Origin of the sequence: Micromonospora cremea (assembly GCF_900143515.1) — a bacterium.
Lineage (GTDB): Bacteria > Actinomycetota > Actinomycetes > Mycobacteriales > Micromonosporaceae > Micromonospora > Micromonospora cremea.
Genome location: NZ_FSQT01000002.1, coordinates 4,189,560 through 4,215,195, shown reverse-complemented (window position 1 = coordinate 4,215,195; position 25,636 = coordinate 4,189,560). Strand labels below are relative to the sequence as shown.

The 25,636-nt window shown below is 71.6% G+C and carries 21 protein-coding genes and 1 pseudogene; 8 read left to right on the top strand and 14 right to left on the bottom strand.

Features of this window, described 5'->3' with window-relative positions; translation table 11 throughout:
• The first annotated feature begins 134 nt into the window (after positions 1 to 134).
• Positions 135 to 1,094 (top strand): hypothetical protein, encoded by a 960-nt coding sequence (locus BUS84_RS33275; RefSeq protein WP_143728593.1) that lies wholly within the window; start codon positions 135 to 137, stop codon positions 1,092 to 1,094.
• Positions 1,095 to 1,200: 106 nt separating this feature from the next.
• Here the strand turns inward: BUS84_RS33275 and BUS84_RS33270 are convergent, their stop codons facing one another.
• Positions 1,201 to 2,109 (bottom strand): hypothetical protein, encoded by a 909-nt coding sequence (locus BUS84_RS33270; protein ID WP_074318330.1) that lies wholly within the window; start codon positions 2,107 to 2,109, stop codon positions 1,201 to 1,203.
• Positions 2,106 to 2,630 carry a SigE family RNA polymerase sigma factor gene (locus BUS84_RS33265; protein WP_074318329.1) on the bottom strand — a complete coding sequence of 175 codons (525 nt, stop codon included), beginning with the start codon at positions 2,628 to 2,630 and terminating at the stop codon, positions 2,106 to 2,108. Before BUS84_RS33265 ends, BUS84_RS33270 begins: the two co-directional genes overlap by 4 nt.
• Positions 2,631 to 2,805: 175 nt before the next feature.
• Between BUS84_RS33265 and BUS84_RS33260 the strand changes: the two genes are divergently transcribed.
• On the top strand, positions 2,806 to 3,078 hold the full coding sequence (locus tag BUS84_RS33260; protein ID WP_074318328.1) for a hypothetical protein: 273 nt from the start codon (positions 2,806 to 2,808) through the stop codon (positions 3,076 to 3,078).
• Between the two features lie 53 nt (positions 3,079 to 3,131).
• Here BUS84_RS33260 and BUS84_RS33255 read toward each other — a convergent pair whose 3' ends face one another.
• Together BUS84_RS33255 and BUS84_RS33250 are read right to left on the bottom strand one after the other, a co-directional pair.
• The gene (locus BUS84_RS33255; protein WP_074318327.1) at positions 3,132 to 3,665 is read right to left on the bottom strand and encodes a hypothetical protein; all 534 of its coding nucleotides are present in this window, start codon (positions 3,663 to 3,665) and stop codon (positions 3,132 to 3,134) included.
• A 160-nt stretch (positions 3,666 to 3,825) separates the two neighbouring features.
• The gene (locus tag BUS84_RS33250) at positions 3,826 to 5,094 is read right to left on the bottom strand and encodes an Nramp family divalent metal transporter (RefSeq protein ID WP_074318326.1); all 1,269 of its coding nucleotides are present in this window, start codon (positions 5,092 to 5,094) and stop codon (positions 3,826 to 3,828) included.
• Between the two features lie 220 nt (positions 5,095 to 5,314).
• On the opposite strand from BUS84_RS33250, the gene BUS84_RS33245 reads away from it, so the two are divergent.
• The 3 genes from BUS84_RS33245 to BUS84_RS33235 all read left to right on the top strand — a co-directional run bounded on the left by BUS84_RS33245 (position 5,315) and on the right by BUS84_RS33235 (position 7,687).
• Entirely contained in the window at positions 5,315 to 5,722 is a 408-nt protein-coding gene (locus tag BUS84_RS33245) for a GntR family transcriptional regulator (protein ID WP_074318325.1), read from the top strand.
• Between the two features lie 88 nt (positions 5,723 to 5,810).
• Positions 5,811 to 6,701 carry an ABC transporter ATP-binding protein gene (locus BUS84_RS33240; RefSeq protein ID WP_074318324.1) on the top strand — a complete coding sequence of 297 codons (891 nt, stop codon included), beginning with the start codon at positions 5,811 to 5,813 and terminating at the stop codon, positions 6,699 to 6,701.
• Positions 6,698 to 7,687, top strand: coding sequence for an ABC transporter permease (locus BUS84_RS33235; protein WP_074318323.1), 990 nt, complete (start codon positions 6,698 to 6,700; stop codon positions 7,685 to 7,687). The genes BUS84_RS33240 and BUS84_RS33235 overlap by 4 nt, the downstream gene beginning before the upstream one ends.
• A gap of 45 nt (positions 7,688 to 7,732) precedes the next feature.
• On the opposite strand, the gene BUS84_RS33230 is transcribed toward BUS84_RS33235, so the two are convergent.
• A complete protein-coding gene (locus BUS84_RS33230; RefSeq protein ID WP_074319295.1) occupies positions 7,733 to 8,815 on the bottom strand; it encodes a DNA glycosylase AlkZ-like family protein in 1,083 nt (360 codons plus the stop codon).
• 115 nt (positions 8,816 to 8,930) lie between these two features.
• Here BUS84_RS33230 and BUS84_RS39200 point away from each other — a divergent pair, with 115 nt between their 5' ends.
• Complete coding sequence (locus tag BUS84_RS39200; RefSeq protein WP_208869788.1) at positions 8,931 to 10,592, top strand: hypothetical protein; 1,662 nt, start codon at positions 8,931 to 8,933, stop codon at positions 10,590 to 10,592.
• A gap of 131 nt (positions 10,593 to 10,723) precedes the next feature.
• Here the strand turns inward: BUS84_RS39200 and BUS84_RS33220 are convergent, their stop codons facing one another.
• The 7 genes from BUS84_RS33220 to mmsA form a co-directional block, all read right to left on the bottom strand.
• Positions 10,724 to 11,656, bottom strand: a complete 933-nt coding sequence (locus BUS84_RS33220) for an NAD-dependent epimerase/dehydratase family protein (RefSeq protein ID WP_074318321.1) — start codon at positions 11,654 to 11,656, stop codon at positions 10,724 to 10,726.
• Between the two features lie 364 nt (positions 11,657 to 12,020).
• Complete coding sequence (locus BUS84_RS33215; protein ID WP_244298802.1) at positions 12,021 to 13,316, bottom strand: SWIM zinc finger family protein; 1,296 nt, start codon at positions 13,314 to 13,316, stop codon at positions 12,021 to 12,023.
• Between the two features lie 11 nt (positions 13,317 to 13,327).
• Positions 13,328 to 16,108 carry a DEAD/DEAH box helicase gene (locus BUS84_RS33210; protein ID WP_074318320.1) on the bottom strand — a complete coding sequence of 927 codons (2,781 nt, stop codon included), beginning with the start codon at positions 16,106 to 16,108 and terminating at the stop codon, positions 13,328 to 13,330.
• A gap of 147 nt (positions 16,109 to 16,255) precedes the next feature.
• Positions 16,256 to 17,461 (bottom strand): ROK family transcriptional regulator, encoded by a 1,206-nt coding sequence (locus BUS84_RS33205; protein ID WP_074319293.1) that lies wholly within the window; start codon positions 17,459 to 17,461, stop codon positions 16,256 to 16,258.
• A 172-nt stretch (positions 17,462 to 17,633) separates the two neighbouring features.
• Positions 17,634 to 18,737: a substrate-binding domain-containing protein gene (locus BUS84_RS33200; RefSeq protein WP_074318319.1), complete on the bottom strand. Its 1,104-nt coding sequence runs from the start codon at positions 18,735 to 18,737 to the stop codon at positions 17,634 to 17,636.
• A gap of 51 nt (positions 18,738 to 18,788) precedes the next feature.
• The gene (gene mmsB, locus BUS84_RS33195) at positions 18,789 to 20,087 is read right to left on the bottom strand and encodes a multiple monosaccharide ABC transporter permease (protein WP_074318318.1); all 1,299 of its coding nucleotides are present in this window, start codon (positions 20,085 to 20,087) and stop codon (positions 18,789 to 18,791) included.
• Positions 20,084 to 21,631 (bottom strand): multiple monosaccharide ABC transporter ATP-binding protein, encoded by a 1,548-nt coding sequence (gene mmsA, locus BUS84_RS33190; protein WP_074318317.1) that lies wholly within the window; start codon positions 21,629 to 21,631, stop codon positions 20,084 to 20,086. The genes mmsB and mmsA overlap by 4 nt, the downstream gene beginning before the upstream one ends.
• Positions 21,632 to 22,149: 518 nt before the next feature.
• On the opposite strand from mmsA, the gene BUS84_RS33185 reads away from it, so the two are divergent.
• On the top strand, positions 22,150 to 22,530 hold the full coding sequence (locus tag BUS84_RS33185) for a hypothetical protein (RefSeq protein WP_074318316.1): 381 nt from the start codon (positions 22,150 to 22,152) through the stop codon (positions 22,528 to 22,530).
• Positions 22,531 to 22,536: 6 nt separating this feature from the next.
• Here BUS84_RS33185 and BUS84_RS40985 read toward each other — a convergent pair.
• Positions 22,537 to 23,814 (bottom strand): annotated as a pseudogene (locus tag BUS84_RS40985) (M50 family metallopeptidase).
• Positions 23,815 to 23,987: 173 nt separating this feature from the next.
• Here BUS84_RS40985 and BUS84_RS33175 point away from each other — a divergent pair.
• Positions 23,988 to 24,410 carry an acyl-CoA thioesterase gene (locus BUS84_RS33175; protein ID WP_074318315.1) on the top strand — a complete coding sequence of 141 codons (423 nt, stop codon included), beginning with the start codon at positions 23,988 to 23,990 and terminating at the stop codon, positions 24,408 to 24,410.
• Between the two features lie 30 nt (positions 24,411 to 24,440).
• On the opposite strand, the gene BUS84_RS33170 is transcribed toward BUS84_RS33175, so the two are convergent.
• Entirely contained in the window at positions 24,441 to 25,616 is a 1,176-nt protein-coding gene (locus tag BUS84_RS33170) for a glutathione-independent formaldehyde dehydrogenase (RefSeq protein WP_074318314.1), read from the bottom strand.
• Positions 25,617 to 25,636 lie beyond the last annotated feature (20 nt).

The window sequence follows — 25,636 nt, the reverse complement described above, 5'->3', positions numbered from 1 at the left end:
GCCACATCCTTGCCCACGCATAAATGATCTATCTATAGTGCCGGCACCCGCTCCACCAGCTCACCACCGCCGCCGAGGCGCGACTGCGGCACCTGCGTTTCCGCCCCGACTGCCCCCGGACCCGAAGGATGGCCATGCCGACGACCGATCTGTTGGCCCGCCGGTACCAGCGGCTGCGCCGCCGGCTCGGCCGCCCCGCCAGTAACAGCGTCGTCGCCTGGGCCGGGCTCGCCGCCGTCATCTGCGGCCTCTTCGCCGGTGCGCTGGCCAGCCGAGCCGCCTGGGAGACCTCCCGACCGCAGCCCGACCGCGCCGAGGCCGGTGCCATCCTGACCGAGGTCTTCCCCGGGCACGACCTGGGCGACATCGACACGCCACCCGCGCTCTTCGTCGTGTACGGCCATCCCCTGCGCCTGAGCAACCTCAAGACCGTGCTGCTCGGCGACGGCGGCGAGTACCAGGAGAGCGCCACCGGCGCGGTCGCCTTCGGCGCGCCACCGGCGCCGGCCGAGCAGATCGTCACGGTGGCCCGGCAACGCCTGACCGAGGCCGGCTGGCGGATGTACGACCCAGAGGTGTCCAGTTACACCGGCTGCACCGACAAGCTGTGCGCCACACCGGTGCCGATCACCGACACCACCCTGACCGCTCGGCGCGGCGACACCATCCTGAACGCCTCGATCTCCACGCAGACCGCCGCCGACGCCACGTACCTGGTGGTCGAGCTGCACCGCGCGCCGCCGCCGGCGGTGGTCCCGGCCGGGGTGCTCGGCGCGCTGCTCGGCGCGGTCGCCGGTTGGTTGGTGTTCGGCTGGGCCAGCCGACGCACCGAGGGCCGCCGGGTGAGCGGCGCCGTGAGCGTCCTGTTCGGCGTGACCATGGTGCTGTGGTGGCTACCCGTGCTGCTGTCGGCGCCGTACCTGCTGCAGCACCATCTCGGCGAGCCACACCCGGCGTGGCACCCGCTGTGGGAGTGGCTGGGCCAACCGACGGCCTCGCTGCTCCTCCTGGTCGGCACGCTGTGCGCGCTGTTGGCACTGGGGTTGGCCGCCACACCCCGCCGCGACCGCTCCCTGGTGACGCTCGGCAGCTGATCCGCTGGAGCGTCTACTGAGGACCAGATCGGCCGACGTCGCCTGAAGCACTGCCCGCCGCGCGGTGCGGCGGGCAGTGCGGGGCCTTGATCGCAGGGCCGTTCGGTCAGCGGGCGACGATCACCTTCGTCGGCTTCTGCACCCGCACGGGGACGCCGTAGTCGGACAGCTCCAGGGTCAGCCGCTGATGCGATTCAATGGTGAGCCCACTCTTGGGGCTCTTCACCCCCGGCTTGACCCGGGCCTTGTTCGTCGACAGGTACGTCACCTTCGCGATCCGGCCGTCCGCGCCGACGGTCACGTCGCCGACCAGCGTTCGGGTGCCGGTGCTGTGTTCGTCGTCGTAGGCGCGGGTGCTCTCGAAGTGGTACCGACCGTCGCCGGTCCGGGTGATCTTGGCGTGCGCCTCCCGTAGCGCCGCGAACAGCTCCTTCGGGTCGGCCGACGCGCCGGCCGCACCACCGAGGACATCGCCGTACTCGAGGTAGCCGTTGTTCGGCTCCTGCTTCCAGGTCCTCGAGCCACTCGATCCGACGTAGAACGTCCCGTTGATCATCCGCTGGTAGTAGGCGCCCCCACCGGGTATGGCGGTGGTCAGCCAGCCGGTGGACCGAGCCGGGTCCCAGGCCGCCTCCGCGATCCCCCCGGCATCCGGGTCATCCTTGCTGCCAGCGGTGATCTTCAGGCGGTAGCTGACGGTCTCGCTGGCGGTGATCGCCGAGGCCAGCTGGAGCTGCGGCGAGTCGGCGCTGGCCACCGGCGGCCGGTTGCCACCCGGCGCCGAGGCGACGGGGGCACTGCCTTCCGGTGTCGAGGCGCCGGGCCCGCCGATCGCCACCACCGCGGCGAGCGCCCCGGCCAGGCCCACCACGCCGGCGGCGTACGAGGCTCGCTGCACGCTGATGCGCCGCCCGTGCCGCCGGGTCGCCGTGTCCAGCACGTCCGTGTCGAGCGCGAGACCCGCCACCTCCTGACGCATCCCAATGGTCAACTGCTCTTCGATGTCGCTGGTCATCTTCTCGCTCCGTTCGAGGCCGGGACGTCGTCGACCGTCCAGGCGGCGGTCACCTCGCGGAGGCGGGACAGCCCCCGGGAGGCGGTGGACTTGACGGTGCCGATCGAGCAACCGAGGATCTCGGCGGCCTCTGCCTCGCTGCACTGCTCCCAGTACCGCAGCACCAGCACCGCCCGCTGCCGGGGCGGCAGCGTGGCCAGCGCCTGCATCAGCGCCTGGCGCAGGTGCAACGCATCGGTGCCGTCCGGCTCGCCAGGCGGCTCGACCTGGGCCAGCACCTCCGGCCGGCGTCGGCGGCTGCGCCACTGGTCCACCGCGAGGTGGTACAGCGTCCGGCGCAGGTAGCCCTCCTTGTCACCGTGCACCCGGCTCCAGTGCCGCATAAGCCGCTCCAGCGCCGCCTGCACCAGGTCCTCGCCGGCAGCTCGGCTACCAGTCAGCAGTACCGCCGTCGCGAGCAGGGCACTGCCTCGATCAGCGACGAGGGTGTCCAACCCCTCGAAGCGTTTCTTCCACCGCACGGGCTCTCCTTCCGTCGCAACCAAGGACGACGGCTCCGGGGCCCAGGTTGACTGCCGCCAGCAACTTTCCGCGCGCCGGGTGTCCGCCACGGAGCAGCGATGGGGCGTGAATCGGACGGTGACGGGTAGGCAGCGGCCCGGCGGGATGTCGACACCCGCTGGGCAGGAGGCCGCAATGAGCACGTACCGGGACGAGCAGAGTGATCCGATTCCCGCGCCGGAGGCGGACGCCCTCGAACAGCGGCAGGACGCGGTCGACATGGGGCCGCCGGACCGGATGTCGGGTGACGTGGACCCGGAGGCGTCCGAAGCCGACCTGGCCGAGCAGGGATCCCTACCGGCGGGCACGCTCGAGGAGGCGACGTCACTTCCGGCCGACGCCAACGCGGCGGACGCCCTCGAACAGCGCCAGGAGATCCCCACCCGCGACGAGGGCCGGCGGACGTGACCGGGCCGGTCGCGGCCGGCTGAGCCCCGGCCGGCGGCGGCTCAGCCGAGTAGCTACAACCTGCGGTTCCACCAGCCCGGCCGCTGGCGGGCGATCTCGCGCAGCCGCCAGTGCTCGGCGTGCTGCGTGACGATGAACAGCGGCACCAGGCCGAGCGCCAGCAGCGGCAGGTAGCGCGGCGCCGAACGGTTCTCCCGCAACAGCGCGCCCAGGGCCGCCGCGCCCGACACGTACAGGATCGGGTTGTAGAACCGCATCAGCTCCGGCCCCAGCCCCTCGCACTCCCGCAGCCAGGGCAGGCCCAGCCGTGTGCGCCGGCGCGGCCAGCCCCGCAGGTGGGCGATCACCGCCGCCAGCCCGACGCCGTTGCAGACGGCGAAGACCCCGTCGCTGGACGCCGGGCGGGTGCCGGCCGCCCGCCACAGCGTCCCGCTGCCCAGTGCCCACAGCCCGGCGGCGGGCACCGGGCCCAGAACCGAGGCCGCCGGCATGCCGACGCCGGCGCCCAGCTCGAAGAAGATGTGCGCCGCCAGCCCCGCCGTGGCGAGCCTGGTCAGCGGCCGGCGGGCCGCCGCATCCGATCCCACCCGGCATCCGCCCGTCCACCCGATCCGGTACGACCCCACGGCAGGACCCTTCCGCAGTACGGCAGCTCGGCTCTTCGCCGGTCACACCCCCGGACCAGCCCGATCGCGGTACCCGCTCCGACCCGACGTACACGCTCCGGCCGGGACCCGTCCGACCGGGTCAGCCGGTGACGACCTGCCAGAGCAGGAAGGCGTTGAGTGCGACGACCAGGACGGCCACCAGGGACGCGGCGGCCGTGGTGAGCGGGTGGTTGACCAGGTTGCCCATCAGGTCACGGCGGCGGGTGAAGGCGACCACCGGGATCAGCGCGAACGGGATGCCGAAGCTGAGGATGACCTGCGACAACACCAGGGCCCGGGTGGGGTCGAGGCCGATGGCGAGCACGGCGAGCGCGGGTAGCAGGGTGACTAGCCGGCGCAGCAGCAGCGGGACCCGCCGACGCAGGAAGCCCTGCATGATCACTTCTCCGGCGTAGGTGCCGACGCTGGTGGAGGCGAGCCCGGAGACCAGCAGGGCGATGGCGAAACCGAACGCGGCGGCGGTGCCGATGGTCTGGCCGAGGCCGGCGTGCACGCCCTCCAGGCTGTCCGCGCCGGCCGGGCCGCCGCCGCGGAAGCTGGCCGCCGCGATGAGCAGCATGGCGAGGTTGACCGCGCCGGCCGCCGTCAGGGCGAGCAGCACGTCGGTGCGCTGGCCACGGAACAGCGTACGGCGCTCGACGTCGTCGGCGGCGGGGATGCGATCGCGGGTGAGCGCGGAGTGCACGTAGATGACGTGCGGCATGACCGTGGCGCCGAGGATGCCGGCGGCCAGCAGCACGCTGTCGGTGCCCTGGAGCCGGGGCACGAGGCCGGCCACGGCGGAGCCCGGGTCGGAGCCGGCGGCGAGCAGGTTCGCGGCGAATGCCAGGACGATGACGCCGAGCAGCACGGCGATGGCGATCTCGAAGGCCCGGAAGCCGCGCGAGCGCAACGCGAGCACGACGAACGAGGCGGTGCCGATGATGATCCCGCCGGGCAGCATGGGTATGCCGAAGAGCAGGTACAGGGCGACCGCGCCACCGATCACCTCGGCCAGGTCGGTGGCCATCGCGACCAGTTCGGCCTGCACCCACATCACCCGGTTGACCGGGCGGGGCAGGCGTTCCCGGCACAGCTCCGGCAGGCTGCGCCCGGTGGCCAGGCCCAGCTTGGCGGTCAGCGTCTGGACCAGCATGGCCATCAGGTTGGCCACCACGACGACCCAGACCAGCAGGTAGCCGTAGCGGGCGCCGGCTGCGGAGTTGGTGGCGAAGTTGCCGGGGTCGACGTAGGCGACGGCGGCGACGAACGCCGGGCCGAGCAGGATCAGTCGTCCGCGTACCCGGCCGCGGGCGCGTGCGATCTGCAACGGCGTCGCCGTCGACACCGCGAGTTCGTTGGTGACCATCGAGCACCTCCCCGTCCACATGGATCGCGCGTGCCCATCCCCTTCCCGACCGGTTGACCCGTCGGTGCCAGGTGGTGGCCTTCCGGTGCCAGCATCGCCGACGCGCCGGGACGCGCGGGATTCGCGACGACTCGCCGCGTCGCCCTTGACAGCGGTGGGGCTCCCGATGAAGCTGTCTATTAGTCCTACTGTCGTAGGACAACAGGAAGGATCATCTCGAGTGATCGAGTTCGTGCTGGACAGCCGGTCGAAGGTGAACACCTACATGCAGCTCGTGCAGCAGGTGAAACAGGCGCTGCGGGTCGGCCTGCTGGTGCCGGGCGACCAACTGCCGAAGGTCCGGGAGGTCGCCCAGTCGCTGGCGATCAACCCGAACACGGTGCTGAAGGCGTACCGGGAGCTGGAGATCGAGGGTCTGGTCGGTGGCCGGCCGGGGGTGGGCACGTTCGTCCAGCGCACCCTGGCCGGCGCGTCCCTGCCCAACCAGGCCGAGCTGCGCGAAGACCTTGTCGCGTGGCTGCACCGGGCGCACGCCGCCGGCCTCACGGCCGACGACGTCGTCGCCCTGTTGGAGACCACGCTGCGAGCCACCCTCGCCGACGACACCCCTCAGAAGGAGCCTGCGTGAGCGAGCGCAGCGAGCGAACCATCAGGCACAGCAGCAGGCGCTCGCGCCGCCGCGAAGCGGTGGCATGAGCGGAATGAGAGGACAGAGGATGGACATGGTCTTGGAGGCCGACCGGCTGGGCAAGCGGTACGGCAGCACCTGGGCGTTGCGGGACTGCTCGCTGCACCTGCCGGCCGGGCGGATCGCCGCGCTGGTCGGGCCGAACGGCGCGGGCAAGAGCACACTGCTGCACCTGGCCGTCGGCTTACTCAAGCCCGACGCGGGCGCGGTACGGGTGTTCGGCAGATCGCCGTACGGCGACACGGAGGGCCTGGCCGACATCGGGTTCGTCGCCCAGGACACCCCGCTGTACCGGGACTTCACCGCCGCCGAGTTGGTCATCGCCGGAGGCAAGCTGAACCGGCGCTGGGACGCGGCGCTGGCCCGTACCCGGCTGGCTCAGCTCGGCATACCGCCGGACCGGCCGGTCGGCAAACTCTCCGGCGGGCAACGCGCCCAGGTGGCGCTCGCCCTGGCGCTGGCGAAACAGCCCCGGCTGTTGCTGCTCGACGAGCCGGTCGCCAGCCTTGACCCGCTGGCCCGGCGGGAGTTCCTCCAGTCGCTGATGGGCAGCGTCGCGGACTCCGGGACCACGGTCCTGCTCTCCTCGCACCTGCTGGCCGACCTGGAACGGGTCTGCGACTACCTGATCGTGCTCAACGCCGCACAGGTGCAGCTCGCCGGCGCGGTCGACGACCTGGTGGCCGGGCACCGGCAGCTCATCGGCCCGCGGCACGACGGCGGCGCGATCGGGGGCGTCTCCGCCGTGGTCCGGGCCAGCCACACCGACCGGCAGTCCACGCTGCTGGTCCAGACCGACGGTCCGATCACCGATCCCGCGTGGACGGTGCGCGAGGTCGGCCTGGAGGACGTCGTCCTGGCCTACCTGGCCGAGGGAAACGGGCAGACCAGTCACAGCGAGTGGGGAGTCCCAGCATGATCTGGCTGACCTGGCGGCAGCACCGCAAGCAGGCGTTCTTCACCCTGCTGGGGTTCGCGGCGCTCGCCGCACTGATGGTGCCGATCGGCCTGTCGATGCGGAGCAGCTTCGCCGACCTCGGCCTGGCGGAGTGCGTACGCCAACTGAACGACCCGACCGTGGCCGCGGCGGTCCGGGACGGCTGCGACGCGGGCTTCCACCGCTTCAACAACCGCTACGGCAGCCTCAACCTGCTGGCCGTGCTGTTGATCACCCTGCCGGTGCTGGTCGGCCTGTTCTGGGGGGCACCACTTGTCGCCCGCGAGGTGGAGCACGGAACGCACCGCTTCGTCTGGACCCAGGGCGTCGGCCGGACCCGCTGGGCGCTGGTGAAGTTCGGGCTGGTCGGCGGCGGCGCGGTGGTCCTCGCGGTCGGCTACGGACTGGGCATCTCGTGGTGGGTCGACCCGCTGACCCAGGCCGCCCAGGAGGGCCGGCTCGGCCTGATCGTCTTCGACCTGCAGGGCGTCGTCCCGATCGGGTACACCCTCTTCGCGGTGGCCCTGGGCATCTTCGCCGGCACGGTGTGGAAGCGGATGCTGCCCGCCATGGGCATCACCCTGGCCGGGTTCATCGGGGTACGGGCGGCGGTGGAGATCCTGGCCCGCCCGCACTACCAGCCCGCCCGCACCCAGACCCTCCCGATCGAGGGGGACGGGCCGCCGGAGATCAGCCGGGGGAACTGGATCCTAACCCAGGGCGTCCGCAACCCCGACGGGACGATGATCGCGGAGGACACCCGGATCCAGTGTCCGCCGGGCGGAAAGGGACCGGACGGTCGGGTCTGCGGGTCCGAGTTGGGCATCGAGCCGGGTGCGTACAACTGGCAGCTCTACCAGCCGGCGGACCGGTTCTGGCTGTTCCAGGGCATCGAGACCGGCATCTTCGTCGCCCTCGCCCTGCTCCTGCTGTACCTCGCCGTCCGCCGGATCCGCCGGATCGCGTAGCTCGCGACGGGTGATCGTTGGGGCCACGGGCCTGGCGATCACCCGTCAGCGCAGACCCTCGGCGGTCAGTTTCAGCCAGGACGCGAGGTCGTGCAGCTCGTCGTGCACGGCCCGGGTCAGCTCCGGGGCGAAGGGCACGTCCTCGTGGATGGCGTGCACCGTGAGGGCGCCGCGCCGGCGGTCCGCCGTGGCGTCGACCTTTCCGACCAGCCGGTCGCCGTGCAGGATCGGCAACGCGAAGTAGCCCCACCGTCGGCTGGCCTTCGGCTTGTACATCTCCAGCACGTACTCGTACTCGAACAGCTCCGCGAGTCGGACCCGGTCGTGCACCAGCCGGTCGAAGGGCGACAACACCGCCGTACGCCCGGTGAAGGGCTGCCCGAGCGCGGCCGGGTCCACCCGCCAGACCCCCGGAACGCCCTCGACAACCGCCGGCTCACCGGCCTCGCCGACATCCGCCGGCTCGCCGGGGACGACCACCGCCCTCTCCCGGGCGATGCCCAACGCCCGCAGCCGCCGCTCGTTGCGCAACCGCAGCGCCTGCTCCAGCGGGACCACCGGCGTGCCGGGCGGGTAGACCCGCTCCGCCACGTCCCACAGTCGCTGCCGGCCCTGGCGGCCGGCGATCGCGACCTCCCCGCGCAGGACCAGGAACTCCAGCATCTGGGTGACGTTGCGATTGTTGGTCCACCCCGACGACGGCCACGGCACGACGCACGTGTCCGGGATGTCGCGGGAGAGCAGCGGCCCGGAGCGGCCGAGCAGGTCGAGCACGTCGCGGCGGAACGAGTCGTTGGCACGCAGCCACTCGCGCTGCCGCTCGTGACCCGGCGAGGCCGCCATGGCGGCCAGGTAGAGCCCCAGATCGTCCATCGGCCGCACCATCGCCTGGTGCTCGAAGAGCGTCCGGTCCCGCTCCAGCGCCCGCTGCAACTCGGCCGGCTGGTACGACGACCCGAGCCGGCTCCAGGCGACCAGATCAGCGCTCGGCGCGACGGCGACCGTCGGGTCGATCTGCAACAGCGTCAGCTGGCGCACCACGGTCAGCAGGTCGGTCGGCCGCGGGGCGGCGAGCAGTTGGGCGCGGACGGCGATCCGCCGCGCCTGCGCCCGGTCGAGCTGGTGCATCACCACATCGTCGAGCCTAACGGCCAGCCCCGACAGCGGACGGACGGGCGGAGTCGGATTCCGGCCCGTCGCCAACGCGACTGAACGTGTCCACCCGGTCACCCGGAGTGCTCCGATGTGGACCGCAGGGCCCGCGTCGGTCGGGCCGCAGGGATGGGAGCGTACGCGTGAAGTCCAAATCCTCCGCCGGGTCGCCGCGTCGACCGTGGCGCTCGCCTGCGCCCTGGCGGGCGCGGCGGCGCTGCCGGCCGCGCCGGCGACCGCCAGCCCGATCCGCAACGCGACCGCCTGGTCGGTGCTGCTGTGCAAGTTCAGCGACAAGCCGGCCGAGCCGAAAGCGCCGTCGCACTTCGCCAACTTCCTCACCGCCGCCGGGATCGGCACGGGCGGGGTCGCCGACTACCTGGCCGACCAGTCCGGCGGGCGGGTCTCGTTGGCAGGCTCGGTGGTCCGGGGCTGGTACACGATGCCGTACACGCTGGCGCAGTTCCAGCCGATCGACCGGTGGACCCGCATCCATCGCTGCGTGGACACCGCGGCGGCCGCCGGCTACGCGGTGCCCGCCGGCAACCGCATCGCGGTCATGCTCAACGACTGGGTGGATTCCGGGGCGGCCGGCGGCCGCGTGCTGCTCGACCCGGGGGCCTGGAACGTCGGCTTCGCCGCGCACGAGATGCTGCACGGCTACAACCCGGGCCACTCGTTCTCCAACGACACCACCTACCAGAACGCGCCGTGGTCCCAGCCGGGCGAGTACGACGACCCGTGGGACGAGATGAGCGCGATGCACATCTACGCCTTCGGCACCGCCAACTACGGCACCAGCGCGGTCGGGCTCAAAGGGCCGCACCGCGACGAGCTGGGCTGGCTGCCGAAGAACCGGGTGTTCACCATGGCCGCCGACGGGGTGGGCTCACGCGCCCTCACCCTGGCCCCGCTGGAGGTGCCCGCGGCGAGCGGCCCGCAGCTGGTCCGGATCCCGTTCGACCCGGCCGACCTGTTCCGCTACTACACCGTCGAGTTCCGCCGGAAGATCGGCTGGAGCGCCGGCATCCCGGGTGACACGGTGCTGCTGCACGAGGTCCGCAACGGCACCCCCACTCTGCTGCGCACCGGGCCCGGCGGCGGGCCGGCCCAGTCACTCAACGCCAACGGCGTGCAGATCGGCGTGAACTGGGTCTCCGGCAACGCCGCGTCGGTGACCGTCACGACCGACGTGGTCAACCGCTGCCTGCAGGGGTACGTCTGGCGGGAGGCCCGCCCGGGCGACCTGGTCTGCGTCACCGGCGCCACCCGCAGCCAGGTGTGGGCGGACAACGCCGCCGCGCCGAGCCGCTGGGTGAACGGCCCGTACGGCCCGCACACCTGCGTCGCAGGCTACGTGTGGCGCGAGGCGTACGCCGGGGACGACGTCTGCGTCACCGGCGCCCAGCGCAGCCAGGCCGCCGCGGACAACGCCGCCGCCGCGTCCCGACGCAACCCCGCCCGGCTGGTGTCCGGCCCGAACACCTGCGTCAGCGGGTACGTCTGGCGCGACGCGGACCAGTCCGACTACGTCTGCGTGACCGGGGCGACCCGTTCCCAGGTGCTCGCGGACAACGCGGTCGCCGCGAGCCGCTGGGTCAGCGGCCCGTACGGTCCGCACACCTGCGTCGCCGGCTACGTGTGGCGCGAGGCGTTCCTCGGCGACGACGTCTGCGTCACCGGCGCCCAGCGCAGCCAGGCCGCGGCCGACAACGCCGCCGGCCCCGGCCGGGTGCTGCGCCCCGCCGGCTGACGGATGGCGTACCGGTCGGGCGAGCACGCCCTCGCCCGACCGGACGCCCGGCACCCACACCCGCCGGTCACCGACGGCCGGTGGGCGTGCCCGGCCCGGCCGGAGCGAACCTGCACGTCCCGGCCGAGCGATCAAGCGAAAACCCTCCGGAATCCCTCCCGCCATGACGGGTACTCCAGAGTCAGCCCCAACTCGGACTTGGCCTTGGCGTTGCTGGCCGCGCGGATCTGGGTGCCGTAGTACACGGCTTGCACTCCGATCTGCTCCTCGGCCTCCTCCTCGGAGACGCGCCGCGGCGGAGGGGCGTCCAGGATTTCGGCCAGGTAGGGCAGCCACTCAGCCTGGCGTGCGGGCTCATCCCCCACGACGTTGTAGATACCGGGGCTTCCCCGGTCGACCGCCTGCACGGTGGCCGACGCGGCGTCGCGGACGTGTACGAACGGATACCGGCCGGCCCCGTCGCCGACAATTGGCACGTCGCCCGACTTGATCCCTTCCGCCCATTCTCCACCCGGTCCGATCGCGGTGCCCTGACCGTAGAAGAAGCCGTATCGGAGGACGAGGCCTTCGATCCCTGGTGTGTCCACCACCAGTGTCTCGGCCGCGACGTTCGCCTGGATGTGGCTGCGGATCGGTTCCGGGGCCTCGAGATACAGCGGTGACGACTCGTCCGTGGGGCCCGATCCGACCGGCGGGGTCATGAAGCTGGCGCTCTGCGCGACAACTCGACGGGTGCCGGCTTCGCGAGCCGCCGCCATCAGCGTCTTCGTGCCCTCGCTCCGCAGCCGGTTGGTCATTGCCAGCCACGTGGCGTAGTCATGGGACGGCGTGGAGAGCGCGGTGATCTGATTGATGATCACCTCCGGTTCGCTCTCGAGGATCGCGCGACGCACCGCAGCCTCGTCGAGCCCGTCCATCAGTGCCGGCCGCGCCCCGAATGCCTCGATGATGGAGAGTTTCTCGGTCCGTTGGGTGCTGGCCGTGACCTCGTGACCCCGGGCGACCAGCGCCTCGACGAGGGGCCGACCCAGGACTCCTGTTCCGCCCGCGACGAAGATCCGCACTGTCGTCTCCCTGCCGTAACAAGATGGCTCCGCCCCCTGCTGTCGCAGGAACAGGTCCACCACCTACCGCGCCGCGGCCTGCTCGTCCCTGGCGGTCGACCGTGCCGCCGACCGCCTGGCAACACGTTCCAGTCCGACTCATCGTGCCCGCAGTTCTGGTTGACCACGAACCAATCGGTCAAGCTCGTCGAGATGTCGATACCGAGCGAACCGCGAGATGAGGATTCGCACGGAACGTGTGGCGCGAGGCGTTCGTCGGCGACGACATCTCCATCACCGGCGCCCGGCGCAGCACCCGGCCGCGGCCGACAACGCGCCGGCCCGCCCTCACCCCACCGGACGCCCGGCACGGATACCACGCAGGTCACGGACGGCCGGTGGGCAGGTCCGGGGGCAGGTCGAGCACGGCGTCAACCGGGTCGGTGCGGGGCGGGCCCGCCGGCCACCAGGCACCGGCGCGGCGCCGGAACGGATACCAGTGCCCGTCCCGGCCGTAGCGCACCTGGAGGTCCCGGCCGACTGTCCACCGGTTGCGCCAGGTCTTGACGCCGTCGTCGCCCATCTCACGCAGCGTTTCGGTGGCCCGGGCGGTCACCTCGGGTGGTGGGGTGAACACCGCGTCCAGGACGTCGACGCCGGCGGTGCCGCCGTACTCCCAGGCTCGGATGGCCCGGGGCAGGTCCGCCGCCCGGCCGGTGGCCTCGGCCAGCCGTTCGACCGCCGGCGAACGCGGCGCGCGGGCCGCCAGCCGCACGGCGTCCGGCCAGGCCTCGGGGTCCGGCGCGAGCAGCTCCTCCCGGGTGGCGGCGAGCAGGCTCCGCGCCCGGGACGCGGCGTCGGCGGCGAGCAGCCCGAGCGCCTCGGCGTTGACGCCGGGCGCGGAGTGCCCGGCGAGAAGTGGGGCGAGCGCCAGCGGTTCGCCCGGCACCGGCACGGGCGGGCCCGGCAGCGGCGCCGGGGTGGCGGCGTACGCCTCGTCCGCTCCGGTGCCGGCCGGGGCGGCGTCGTCCGCCACCGCGAAGCGCCGCCGGGCGTTGCGCCCACGCAGCTCCTCCACCAGCTCGACCTCGGCCCGCCCGCGCATCAGCAGCAGCACGAACGGGTCGCGGTCGAGGAGCCAGGACGTCTGGTAGGCCAGCGCGGCGGCGTGCCGGCAGGGCTGGTCCCACGAGGGGCAGTCGCACTCCGGCTCCAGGTCACCGAAGCCGGGCAGCAGGCGTACGCCGGCGTCCTCGGCGGTGTCGACCAGGTCGGGCGGCATCTCCCGGTCGAGCAGCGCGGCGATGTGCCCGGCCTTCGCGGCGAGTGCGTCGAGCAGCCGGTCCCACTGGCGATCGGAGAGCGGGGCCACGCGTACCACCGTGTCGTGCGGTGTCTCCGGGTCGCCGTCGTGGACCGGCGCGGAGATCCGGCCCGGGCTCACGGTGATCGGGCCGACCTGGCCGGCGAACGCGTACCGGCGGCCCCGGCTCAGCTGCCCGCGGTCGAGCGCGGCCCGCTCCATCGCGTCGATCCAGGCGGTGCCCCACCAGGTGGTGGCGAACGTCCGGCCGATCCGCCGGTCCGGCCCGAAGGCCGGGAAGCTGCGGGCCCGGCCGTCGTCCCGCACCGGCTCGGCGTCGTCGTCCCACTGGTCGTCGAATTCGGCGTTGTCAGCCACGTCCGGGCCCCTCATTCCTCGCCGCCGAGCCGGACGAGACGGAGCAGCTCGGCGTCGGACAGCTCGGTCAGGGCGGTCTCGCCGCCGGTGAGCACGGCGTCGGCGAGCGCCCTCTTGGACTCCAGCAGGGCGGCGATGCGCTCCTCCAGGGTGCCCTGCGCGATCAGCCGGTGCACCTGCACCGGCCTGGTCTGCCCGATCCGGTGGGCCCGGTCGGTGGCCTGCTCCTCGACCGCCGGGTTCCACCAGCGGTCGTAGTGGATGACGTGGTCGGCTCGGGTGAGGGTCAGGCCGGCGCCGGCCGCCTTGAGGGACAGCAGGAAGACCGGCACCTCACCGGCCTGGAACCGGCGGACCAGGTCCTCGCGCTGCGGCACGGGCGTGCCGCCGTGCAGCAACTGCGCCGGTACGCCCCGCTCGGCCAGGTGGCGTGCCAGCAGCCGGGCCATCCGCACGTACTGGGTGAAGACCAGCGCGCCGCCGCCCTCGGCGAGGATGGTGTCCAGCAGGTCGTCGAGGAGCTGCAGCTTCTCCGACCGGCCGCGCAGCGGGCCGCGCGGCTCCTTCAAGTAGTGCGCCGGGTGGTTGCAGACCTGCTTCAGCTCGACCAGCAGTTTGAGCACCAGCCCACGGCGGGCGATGCCGGCGCCGCTGGCCCGGATGTCGGCCAGCACCTCACCGACCACCTTCTCGTAGAGGGCGGTCTGCTCGGCGGTCAGCGGGACAAGGTGATCGGTGACCGTCTTCGGTGGCAGCTCGGGGGCGATGCCCGGATCCGACTTGCGGCGGCGCAGCAGGAACGGACGGACCAGGCGGGACAGCCGCGCGACGGTCGCGGAGTCCCGGTCCACCTCGATCGGCCGGGCCCAGCTCGTACGGAACTGCCCCGCCGCGCCCAGCAGGCCGGGCGTGGTCCAGTCCAGGATCGCCCACAGATCGGTGAGGTCGTTCTCCACGGGGGTGCCGGTGAGCGCGACCCGGGCACGCGCCGGAATCATTCGCAGCGCCTTCGCGGTGCCGCTGAGCCGATTCTTGACGTACTGCGCCTCGTCGGCGACCACCAGCCCCCAACACTGGTTGGCCAGGGTGTCGGCGTCGAGTCGCATGGTGCCGTAACTTGTCAGCACGATCCCGTCGGTCAGCTCCGCCAGTGAACGCGCGGTGCCGTGGAAGCGGCGCACGGACGTGCCGGGGGCGAATTTGTGGATCTCCCGTTCCCAGGTGCCGAGCACCGACGCGGGGCAGACCACCAGGGTCGCGCCCGCGGTCCTCCGGTCGAGCTGCCGGCGCAGGTGCAGGGCGACGACAGTGACCGTCTTGCCGAGGCCCATGTCGTCGGCGAGACAGCCACCGAACCCGAGCGAGGCCATCCGCTCCAGCCAGCGCAGCCCGCGCAGCTGGTAGTCGCGCAGGCGGCCGGCCAGCCCTGCCGGCGGTGTCAGCGGCTCCGGCCCGCCATCCGGGTCGCCGAGCAGGTCGCACAGCGCACCCAACCAACCGTCGGCCACCACCTCGACCCGCTCGCCGGCCACCTCGGTGCTGGCTGCCAGGGTCGCGGCCAGGGCGTCGTACGCCGGGCACGGGGAAAGCTGCCGTTCGGCGGCCTTGCCGGCCAGTGCCGGTGGAGCCAGGACCCACCCGTCCCGGAGGCGGACGATCGGCCGGGCACCGGCGACCAGGTCGGTCTGCTCGTCGGTCAGCGGGACCCCGGCGAGGGTCAGCTGCCAACGCAGCGGCATCGGCGCGGCGGAGCGGAAGAAAGCCGCCGGGTCGGCGGGCTGCTCCGGTGGGGAGCTGACCAGCACACGGGCGGCGAGGGCACGAGAGAGTTGCGGTGGCCACTCGATGTCGATGCCGGCGGCGGCGAGCCGGGCCTCGGCGCCGCCGAGCAGGTCGACCAGGTCCTCGTCGAGCAGCTCCAGCTCGATCGGCGCGGCCTCGTCGAGGAGCCGTTGCAGCGGTTGCCACAGGGCGGCGGCGCGTCGCACGGCGAGCATCGCCTCCACGGTGGCCCGGTCGCCGAGGCCGTGCTCGTCTCCTGCCCAGAGGGTGGCGGCGTCGCTGACCAGGGTGGGGTCGGCGAGGCTGCGGAGCCGGACGACGGCGGTCGGCACGGTGCTGTCGAGATCTCCCCGGATCTCCACCCGCAGTGCCATCCGCAGGCCGGTGTCCACCCCGGCGGAGACCTGCCCGGCCCAGCCGCGCAGCTCCTCGGCCCGCTGGGGCTCCGCGGCGGTGAACCGAGGGTCGCCGGTGAGCCAGGGCGCGGCCGGGGTGCGCGGCAGCGTGTCGGCCACCGCGTCGAGGAACGCGCGGATCAGCTCCTCCGGATCGGGGAGGACCAGCCGTCGCGCGGTCGGATCCAGCGGCACCGCGCGCGCCGCCGCTGGCATGGCGGCGGCCAGCGCCCGGATCCGTCGCACGTCGGCGACGTCGAACGGGCCGGCCCGCCAGGCGTCGTACCCCTGCGGGGACACTCCGGGCAGGATCCGCCCCCGGGCGGTGAGGTGCAGCGCGGTGACCGCGACGGCCGACCAGAACGCGGCGGTCGGGTCGAGCTCGTCGGTGTCGCGCAGCGCGACGAGCCGGCGAACGGCGTCGCCCACTCCAAGGGTGCGGACCGGCACGGTCTCGGCGACCGGCCGGCCGTCGCCCGGGATGGCCAGCCGCAGTTCGTCGTCCTCTCCGACGCCGGCGAAGTGCTCGGTCAGCGCCTCGCCGGCCGGGTGATGAACGTGGATCCGGCCGGTCCGGGGCGGGTCGCCCGGCGTGAAGACGACCGCGAACCGCACTGTGCCTCCTGACCGGTCAAGGCGGTGCTACCCCGACACCTCTAGCGTACAACGTACGACACGCTTCGGTTCAACGGACCAACCCCAGGTGCAGAGCGACCGACAGTGGCAGGGATACCGACTGGCGAGGTCGGCACGGAGACGCGGTCAGGCCGGGTCGTCGGCGCCCAACTGGCCCGCGACACCCACGTTCAGCGGGTCGGCCAGCAACTTGTCGAAGGCCAGTTCGGCGGCGCCGATCAGGACGGCGTCCCGGCCGAGTGCCGCCGCCTCCAGACGTAGGTGCTCACGGGAGCCCGGCAGCGGCATGGCACCCAACCGGCTGCGGACCGCGTCCGCACCGGCGGTGAAGATGTCGCGCAGCGAGCCGCCGAACACCACGGCGTCCGGGTTGACCACGTTGACCAGGTTGGCCACGCCGAAGCCGAGCCAGTCGGCGATCTGCTCGACCGCCTCCCGAGCGGTCCGGTCGCCGTCCGCCGCCGCGCGCAGCACCTCGGCCACCGCTCCACGGTCACCAGGGTCCCGGCCGGCGTGCCGCAGCAGCGCGGCCTCGCCGATCTCGGTCTCCCAGCAGCCGCGGGAGCCGCAGCCGCAGAGCAACCCGTTCGGGTTGACCACCATGTGACCGACCTTGCCGCTGTGGCCCCGGTGTCCGATCACCAGCCGGCCATCGACGATGATGCCGGCGCTGATGCCGAGGTCACCGTGCAGGTAGATGAGATCGTCGATGCCGGCCGCCACGCCGCGGATGTGCTCGGCCAGGCCGGCGATGTCGGCCAGGTCGCCAGCCACGAAGCCTGGGCCGGCGGTGAATTCGGCCTCGAGCGCGACGCCCAGGCTCTCGTCGACGCCGGCGATCCGGATGGTGCCGTCCGCCTCGCAGGTGGTGTCGGTGACCGCGACCGCGCCGCCGACCAGCAGCGCGTCGGGGGCTACGGAGCGTTCCATGTCGCGGACGAGGTCGGCCAGCGGCCCGACGGCGTCGACCGCCGTCATGCCACCGGGACGGGCGACCTCGCGCAGGTCCAGGATGCGCCCACCGAGGCCGACCCGGGCGGCGCGCAGTCGGTCCGCGTCGATGCTCAGCGCGTGCGCGTAGACCCGGTCGGAACGGGGGCTGACCACCAGCGAGGGGCGGCCGGCACGGCGGGCGGTGGTCGGCGCCTCTTCGGTGACCAGGCCACTGGCGACCAGGTCGGCCGCCAGAGCGCCGATGGTGCTGCGGTTGAGGCCGAGTCGGCTGGTCAGCTCGGCCCGGGACGTCGGCCCGTGCAGGTGGACGTAGCGCAGGACGGCGCCGAGGTTCTGCCGCCGGATCTCCTCCTGGCTGGCGCCGGGAACGGAGGGCAGCGGGGACTCGGGGTTACGGCCGACGCCGGCTGGCCTGGCCCGGACTGGTGTCGCCACGGTCAGACCTCCTTATGGATCGGTGCCGGCTGGTGCGAGGGGGTGCCAGGACGACGATGGGCCCCGGAAGAGGAGATTCCGGGACCCATCGGCGTTGCTGCCTACCGTGTGGTGCTTACTTGGTGAGCGGCGCGAGCTTCGGGTCGTTGGCGTACGCCTCAGCCGCGTTCGCCTTGGTGACGGCGACCGGCGGGAGCAGGTACGTGTCGACGACCTTGCTGCCGTTGTTGTAGGACTTGGTGTCGTTCACCTGCGGGGTGTTACCGGCCTGGAGGGACTTGACCATGTTGATGGTCTCCTTGACCAGGTTCCGCGTGTCCTTGTTGATCGTCATGTACTGCTCGCCAGCGACGATCGACTTGACCGACTCAACCTCGGAGTCCTGACCGGTGACGACCGGGACCTGCTTGCCAGCACCCTTGATCGAGGTGATGATCGCGCGGGCCAGGGTGTCGTTCGGGGAGAGGACGCCGTCCAGCTCCTTGTTGCCGTAGGTCGAGGTCAGCAGCTGGTCCATGCGGGCCTGCGCACCCTCGGCCTTCCAGCCCTGGATGGCGGTCTGCTTGACGTCGGTCTGCTTCGAGGCGACGACCACGTTGCCCTTGTCGATCTCCGGCTTGAGCACGCTCATCGCGCCGTTGAAGAAGACACCGGCGTTGTTGTCGTCCGGCGAGCCGGAGAACAGCTCGATGTTGTACGGGCCGTTCGGCTTCTTGGCCTTCATGCCCTCGAGCAGGGCCTGGCCCTGGAGCTCGCCGACCTTGAAGTTGTCGAACGCGACGTAGTAGTCGAGGTCCGGCGTGTTGGTGATGAGCCGGTCGTACGCGATGACCTTCGCGCCGGCCGCGTGGGCCGCCGCGACCTGGGTCGAGAGCTGCGCGGCGTCGGTCGCGCCGATGACGATGACCTTGGCACCCTTGGTGGTCATGGCGGTGATCTGGGCCTGCTGGTCGGCCACCGTGGTCGACGCGCCCGCGTACTGCACGTCAGCCTGGAAACCGGCCTCCTTGAGACCGTTGGTGAAGAGGTCACCGGCGAGGACCCAGTTCTCCGAGGTCTTGGCCGGCAGGGCGACACCGATCAGCGAGTTGGCCGCGAAGCCCTTGGCGTCTCCGCTGGAGCCGCCGGACTCGCCGTCACGGCCGGAGCCGCAGCCGGCGAGAGCCAGCATGGCGGCGGCGCTGATGGCGACCACCGACGTGCCGAAGAATTTACGCATGGGAGGACTTGCCTTTCTGATAATTGAGACGGGTGGAGAGGTCGGTGACCGTCAGCCGGACACCGCAGCCTTGGCGGGCTCGCGCTCCGCGTCCGGCGGTGAGGCGGGTGGGGCGGCGTCCTCGCGACGGAACGGTCGCATCAGACTTCCGATGATGGAGAAGCGCCCCTGGCTCTTGTTGTAGACGTCGATCGCGACGGCCAGCAGCAGGACCAGGCCCTTGATGATCTGGACGCGGTCGGTGCCGACGCCCATCAGTTGCAGGCCGTTGTTGAGCACGGCCATGACGAGACCACCAACGATGGAGCCGCTGATGGTTCCGATACCGCCGGAGACGGCCGCGCCACCGATGAAGACAGCGGCGATCGCGTCCAGTTCCCAGCCGTTACCGTCCTGCGGTCCGGAGGCCGCCGAGCGGGCCACGAAGATCATGCCGGCCAGGGCGGCCAGGACGGACATGTTCATCATGACGAAGAAGTTGACCCGCTTGAGCTTCACACCGGACAGCTCCGCGGCCCGGGCGTTGCCGCCCACCGCGTAGATGTGCCGGCCGCCGGCCGTGTTGCGGGTGTAGAAGGAGTAGGCGATGACCAGCGCCACCAGGATGATGCCGGAGATCGGGAAACTGGTGCCGACGCGACCACTGGCGAAGCGCAGCGCGGCGAAGGCGATCACGCCGACCATGACGGCCATGCGCAGGATCGAGATCCACATCGGCGCGGGGTCCGCGTCCATCGCCCGGCGGGTCTGGCGCAGCCGCAGCTCCCGCCACACCAGGGCCACCGCCGCAGCCAGGCCGAGCAGCAGCGTGGCGTTGTTGTAGCCGGTGTTCGGCCCGAACTCGGGCAGGAACCCCGAGCCGATCTCCCGGAAGCCCTCGGGCACCGGGATGGTGTTGGCGTTACCGATGAACTGGTTGCCGCCGCGGAAGAGCAGCATGCCGGCCAGGGTGACGATGAACGCCGGTACCCCGATGTAGGCCACCCAGAAGCCCTGCCAGGCGCCGATGATGGCACCGATCGCGAGGCCGAAGAGGATGGCGACGGGCCAGGGCAGGTTCCACTCGGTCATCGACTTCGCGACCAGGATGCCGGCGATCGCCGCGACCGAGCCGACCGACAGGTCGATGTGCCCGGCGACGATCACCATCAGCATGCCGATGGCCAGGATGAGGATGTACGAGTTCTGCTGGAAGAGTGCGATCAGGTTGTCCGATCGCAGGGTCAGCCCGTCGGTCAGGATCTGGAACAGCAGGACGATCGCCACCAACGTGAAGATCATGCCGAACTGACGGGCGTTGGAGGTGGTGCCTCCAAACAGGTTCTTCTGAAGGTCCTTCAATCGGCTCATCGTGTCAACATCTTCTTCGTAGAGGTCATCTGCTTCATGAGGGTCTCCGGGTCCGCATCCTTGCGGGCGATCTCGCCCGTGATGGCGCCTTCGAACACGGTGTAGATGCGGTCGCAGAGCCCGATCAGCTCAGGCAGTTCCGAGGAGATGACGACGACGCCCTTCCCCTGGTCGGCGAGCCGCTGGATGATGCCGTAGATCTCGTACTTGGCACCCACGTCGATGCCGCGCGTCGGCTCGTCGAGGATCAGCAGGTCCGGGTCGGTGAACATCCACTTCGCCAGCACCACCTTCTGCTGGTTGCCGCCGGAGAGCTTCGAGACGCCCTCGTCGACCGTCGGAGCCTTGGTCCGCAACTCCTTGCGGTATGCCTCGGCCGCCTTGTACTCCTCCACCTGGTTGAGGACACCGTGGTGCGAGATCTTGGACAGCTTGGCGGCCACCGTCGACGCCTTGATGTCGTCGAGCAGGTTGAGACCGATCGCCTTGCGGTCCTCACTGACGTACGCGAGCCCGTTGGCGATCGCATCCGCCACCGACTTGAGCACGATCTCCTTGCCGTCCTTGATGATCGTGCCCGACTCGTACACGCCGTAGGAGCGACCGAAGACGCTCATCGCCAACTCGGTACGACCCGCGCCCATCAGGCCGGCGAAACCGACGATCTCGCCGCGGCGCACCACGAAGCTCTCGTTCTTGCAGACCTGGCGCTCGGCGGAGATCGGGTGCCGGACGTTCCAGTCGCGGACCTCGAAGAAGACTTCACCGATCTTCGGCGTGTGGTCCGGGAACCGGCTGCTCAGCTCGCGGCCGACCATGCCCCGCACGATCCGGTCCTCGTCGATGCCGTCCTCGGTGACCTCGAGGGTCTCCACCGTCCGGCCGTCGCGCAGGATCGTGATCTGGTTGGCGATCGCCGCGATCTCGTTGAGCTTGTGCGAAATCATGATCGAGGTGATGCCCCTGGACCGGAACCCGCGCAGCAGGTCCAGCAGGTGCCGGGAGTCGGCCTCGTTCAGCGCCGCGGTCGGCTCGTCCAGGATGAGCAGCTTGACGTCCTTGGCGAACGCCTTGGCGATCTCCACCAGCTGCTGCTTGCCGACCCCGATGTCCTTGATCAGGGTGTCCGGGTCTTCCTCGAGACCGACCCGGGCCATCAGGTCCAGCGCCATCCGGTTCGCGGCCGTCCAGTCGATCGCGCCCCGCTTGCGCGGTTCGTTGCCGAGGAAGATGTTCTCGGTGATCGACATGTGCGGGATGAGCGCGAGTTCCTGGTGGATGATCACGATCCCGGCGTTCTCGCTGGCGCGGATGTCGGAGAACCGGGCCTCCGCGCCCTGATAGACGATCTGGCCGTCGTAGGTGCCGTACGGGTAGACCCCGCTGAGGACCTTCATCAGGGTCGACTTGCCCGCACCGTTCTCACCCGCGATGGCATGGATCTCGCCGGCGCGAACCACCAGGTTGACGTCGGAGAGGGCCTTGACTCCGGGAAACTCCTTGGTGATGGAACGCATCTCAAGGAGGATGGGCACGTTGCTCATCGCTCGTACCACCTCGCCAACGTCATCGGTGCCTCCGGAAGGTTTGACCTTCACTTGGTTTTGTTGTTGACGGCAACGTATTGCGGTGGGAGGGTCATCCGCAAGGCGAGGGACTGTTGAAAAAGTAACAATCCGGCAATATCGACGTCGTGCAGTGTTCACACGTCACAGCAGCCGCCAGCGCCCCACCCGCGATCCCGCCGCCGCTCGCCGCACCCCGTCCAACCGGTGACCAGGCCATGATCGACCTCGGCCACTGCCCGCAGGGCCGCCAGCAGGCACGACCCGATTCTTGAGGGATCGTGGAGCACCGCAACGGGCGCTCGCCGCCATCGAACGTCCTTGATCAGGCAGACCTTCCAACGCCCCGCCTAGCGGCGATGCGGTGGATCGGAGACGCGATGTGATCAACACCTCTGACGGCGCCACTCGGGACACCATGACCAGTTCCCGACCGGCCGGCAGGCGACAGTTCCGGGGGTCCCGGACGCACCTCCGTGTCCGTTAGAATCCGGAGCGTGACCGCACGGCCCGACACAGACGGTGAATCACTCGACTCCCCCCGGACGCGGTACATCGCCGGCATCCTGGCCCTGGCGGTGCTGACGGTCGCCATCTTCGCCGGCGCGGGCCGGCTGCCGTCGGCGGCACAGACCGTCCTCGGCTTCAGCGTCATCTTCTTCGTCGGCGCCCTGGTGTGGCTGAGTTCGGCCGTGCGCCGGCGTGATGGGGCCGAGCCGGCACGGGCGGCTGCCGCCACCCTCAACGCCTACGGCGTGGCACTGGTCGCCGCCCTGGTCGCCTACTACCTTCTGTGGGGCCAGGAGTGGGCCTGGCTGGTCGGGCTGCTGCCCGCGGCCGTGTGCGTGACGAGCGCCTGGCGGATGAGCCGCGCCTGACCTCGCTCAGTCGGGCAACGTGATCGGATTGATGATGTCGGCCACCAGCGTCAGCAGGGTGAACCCCGCGAAGATCAGGATCACCGCGTACGTCAGCGGCATGAGCTTGAGGTAGTCGACCCGACCCGGGTCCGGCCGCCCCAGCCGGGCGTAGAGCAGCGACCGGGCCCGCTCAAACCAGGCGATCGCGATGTGCCCGCCGTCCACGGGCAGCAGCGGCAGCAGGTTGAACAACCCGACGAAGAAGTTCAAGGCGGCCAGCAGCAGAAGGAACGTGGGCCACTCGCCCCGATCGGACAGCTCCCCGCCGATCCGGCTGGCACCCACCACGCTGATCGGCGTCTCCGCGTCCCGTTCCCCGCCGGTCACGGCCGCCCAGAGCGCGGGGATCTTCTCCGGCACCCGCTGCAGTGCGTGCAGGGTGTTGGAGAACATCAGGCCGGTCTGGTCGGCCGCCCGGCCCACCGCGGCGACCGGGCCGGCGGTGCTGGTCGGGACGATCGGGGTGACCCCGAGGACGCCCACCTGCTCAAGGTCGGCCGGGGTGATGTCCTCGATGGTCCGGGTCGGATCGCGAACCACGTCGAGCCGGACCCGTTCGGCCAGCGGCAGGGGTGACCGCCGCCGTCCGGGGCTGCCCGTCCCGGACGAAGGCCACCTCGACCTGTCGGCCGCCGGCCGCCCGTACCGCTGCCGACATGGCGTCCCAACCGCGCAGCGGTCGGCCCTCGATCGCGGTGATGACGTCCCCGCGCCGCAGCCCGAGCTGGGCCGCGGCGCTGGGCGGGTCCACCCCGGGCCGGCACTCCCGCTCGCGCTTCGTGGCCGGGTCGACGCTCCACCTCGCCTGCACGCACGGCGAGGTGGACCCGACCCGGACCGGCTCGGACTGCAACTTCGCCACGTCCTGCACGGGCACGAACGCGAAGAGGCCCCAGAGGATCAGCACACCGAGGGCGAAGTGCGTCATCGAACCGGCGGACATCACGACGGTGCGCTTCCACACCGGATACCGCCACATCGCCCGTGGCTCGTCCTTCGGGTCGACATCGTCGTCCTGCTGGGTCATCCCGACGATCTTGACGAAGGCGCCGGCCGGAATGGCCTTGATGCCGTACTCCGTCTCCCGCCGCCGAACGACCACAGCGTCGGGCCGAAGCCGATGAAGAACCGGGTCACCTTCATGCCGAACATCTGGGCGGTGCCCATGTGCCCGGCCTCGTGCAGGGCGACGGAGATCAGGATGCCGATGGCGAAGAGCACCACACCCAGCACGTACGTCATGTCCCGGCGCCCGCCTCCCGTCGCTCCGCACTGTCGCACCGGCCCGGTCGTCGGTCAGGCCCAGGGCTGGCGCGGATGGCTCTGCGGCCATCCTAGGGACTCGTCGGCGTGGATGTGGCCCATCGACGCCACGCGTGCCGACCTGGCCCTGGCGCCCCGCTACCCTCGGGCCCATGGGAGATCCGTTCCGGGTACGCATCACCGTTCGTGGCTACGAGCTGGACACCCAGGGCCACCTGAACCAGGCCGTCTACCTCCAGTACGGCGAGCACGCCCGGTGGGAGTGCCTGCGCGCGGCCGGCATCGCGCAGGACCGGCTTCTCGCCGCCGGTGTGGGACCGGTCGCCATGGAGGTGACCCTCAAGTACCTGCGGGAGCTGCGCGGCGGTGACGAGGTGGACGTCTCCTGCGAGTTCCGCTGGGGCGAGGGCCGGGCCTTCCACATCGAACAGGACTACACCCTCCCGGACGGGACCCCGGTGGCGCGGCTGACCGGGGTGGGCGGACTGCTGGATCTGTCGGCCCGGCGGCTGGTGCCCGACCCGCGCGGACGGTTCCGGGAGTTGGCCACCGACCCGGCACCACTCAACCTCTGACGCGGCCGGCAGGCCGGAGCGGGCCGGCGCTCAGGGACGCAGCACCGCCTTGATCACCCCGTTCTCCCGGCGGTCGAAGCTGCGGTACAGCTCGGGCGCGTCGGCGAGGGTGCCGTGGTGGGTGACGATCACGCTGGGCCGGGCCCGGCCGGAGACGACCAGGTCTCGCAGCAGCACGGTGTAGCGGCGGTCGTGGGTACGGCCGAACCGGACCGAGACACCCTTGCTGAACAGCGTCCCCCACGGTGCGACCAGTTCCTCGCTGGCACTCGCGCCGGGGCGCGGATGCAGGTCCTTCTCCGGGTACACGCCGGCGACCGCGATCGCTCCGGCCGGGTTGACCAGCCGGGCCGCGTCCGCGATGACCTGGTCGGGGCGCTCCTGCTCGGGGCGTTCGCGGTCGCGGGCCTGGAACCCGACCGCGTCGACCACCTTGTCGATCCCGCCCAGCTTCTCCTCGCCCAGCGGCAGCCCCGTCCGGGCCCGGTCCGCGCGGATCTGCTCGACCGGGTCGCCCCGGCGAAAGTCGACCGGCACCGCGCCGATCTCACCGGCCTTGTCCAGCCGGGCGTCCACACCGTCCACGCAGTACACCACCCTGGCACCCCGGATCAGCGCCGAGTAGGCGGTGAGCAGGCCGATGGTGCCGGCGCCGAACACGGCCACCGTGTCGCCGGGCTCGACCCCCGCGAGGGTCGCGGCGGCGTGCCACCCGGTGACGAACGCGTCGGCGAGCAGCACGAAGTCGTCCTCGTACCCGTCACCCGGCTCCCCTGGCACGGGTACGCAGTTCGCGTCGGCCCACGGCACGCGCAGCAGGTCGGCCTGGGCGCCCCGGTACGGGCCCATCCCGGCGTAGCCGTACGCGGCGCCCGGCCCCTCGGCGCGGGCGCGCAGGCAGGCCGCCGAGAGCCCCCGGGCACACATCACGCAGGTTCCGCAGAACAGGTGTGTGGGGATCACCACGCGGGTGCCGGGACGGACCGTCTGCACGGCGCTGCCCACCTGCTCGACCACGCCCAGCGGTTCGTGGCCGAACACCAGGCCGGGTTCGGCTCCGGTCCGCCCGTCGTACATGTGCAGGTCGGTGCCGCACAGGGCGGTGGAGGTGATCCGCACGAGCGCGTCGGTCTCCGCCTCCAGCGTCGCGTCCGGCACCTCCCGCACCGCGACGGTCCGGACGTCCGCGTAGACGACGGCTCTCATCCCGACTCCCCACTCCGGCG

Coding starts and splice junctions, on each gene's coding strand:
- BUS84_RS33275 (WP_143728593.1), top strand. CDS start 135: ATGCCGACGACCGATCTGTTGGCCCGCCGGTACCAGCGGCTGCGCCGC.
- BUS84_RS33270 (WP_074318330.1), bottom strand. CDS start 2,109: ATGACCAGCGACATCGAAGAGCAGTTGACCATTGGGATGCGTCAGGAG.
- BUS84_RS33260 (WP_074318328.1), top strand. CDS start 2,806: ATGAGCACGTACCGGGACGAGCAGAGTGATCCGATTCCCGCGCCGGAG.
- BUS84_RS33250 (WP_074318326.1), bottom strand. CDS start 5,094: ATGGTCACCAACGAACTCGCGGTGTCGACGGCGACGCCGTTGCAGATC.
- BUS84_RS33240 (WP_074318324.1), top strand. CDS start 5,811: ATGGACATGGTCTTGGAGGCCGACCGGCTGGGCAAGCGGTACGGCAGC.
- BUS84_RS33235 (WP_074318323.1), top strand. CDS start 6,698: ATGATCTGGCTGACCTGGCGGCAGCACCGCAAGCAGGCGTTCTTCACC.
- BUS84_RS33230 (WP_074319295.1), bottom strand. CDS start 8,815: ATGCACCAGCTCGACCGGGCGCAGGCGCGGCGGATCGCCGTCCGCGCC.
- BUS84_RS39200 (WP_208869788.1), top strand. CDS start 8,931: ATGTGGACCGCAGGGCCCGCGTCGGTCGGGCCGCAGGGATGGGAGCGT.
- BUS84_RS33200 (WP_074318319.1), bottom strand. CDS start 18,737: ATGCGTAAATTCTTCGGCACGTCGGTGGTCGCCATCAGCGCCGCCGCC.
- mmsB (WP_074318318.1), bottom strand. CDS start 20,087: ATGAGCCGATTGAAGGACCTTCAGAAGAACCTGTTTGGAGGCACCACC.
- mmsA (WP_074318317.1), bottom strand. CDS start 21,631: ATGAGCAACGTGCCCATCCTCCTTGAGATGCGTTCCATCACCAAGGAG.
- BUS84_RS33175 (WP_074318315.1), top strand. CDS start 23,988: ATGGGAGATCCGTTCCGGGTACGCATCACCGTTCGTGGCTACGAGCTG.
- BUS84_RS33170 (WP_074318314.1), bottom strand. CDS start 25,616: ATGAGAGCCGTCGTCTACGCGGACGTCCGGACCGTCGCGGTGCGGGAG.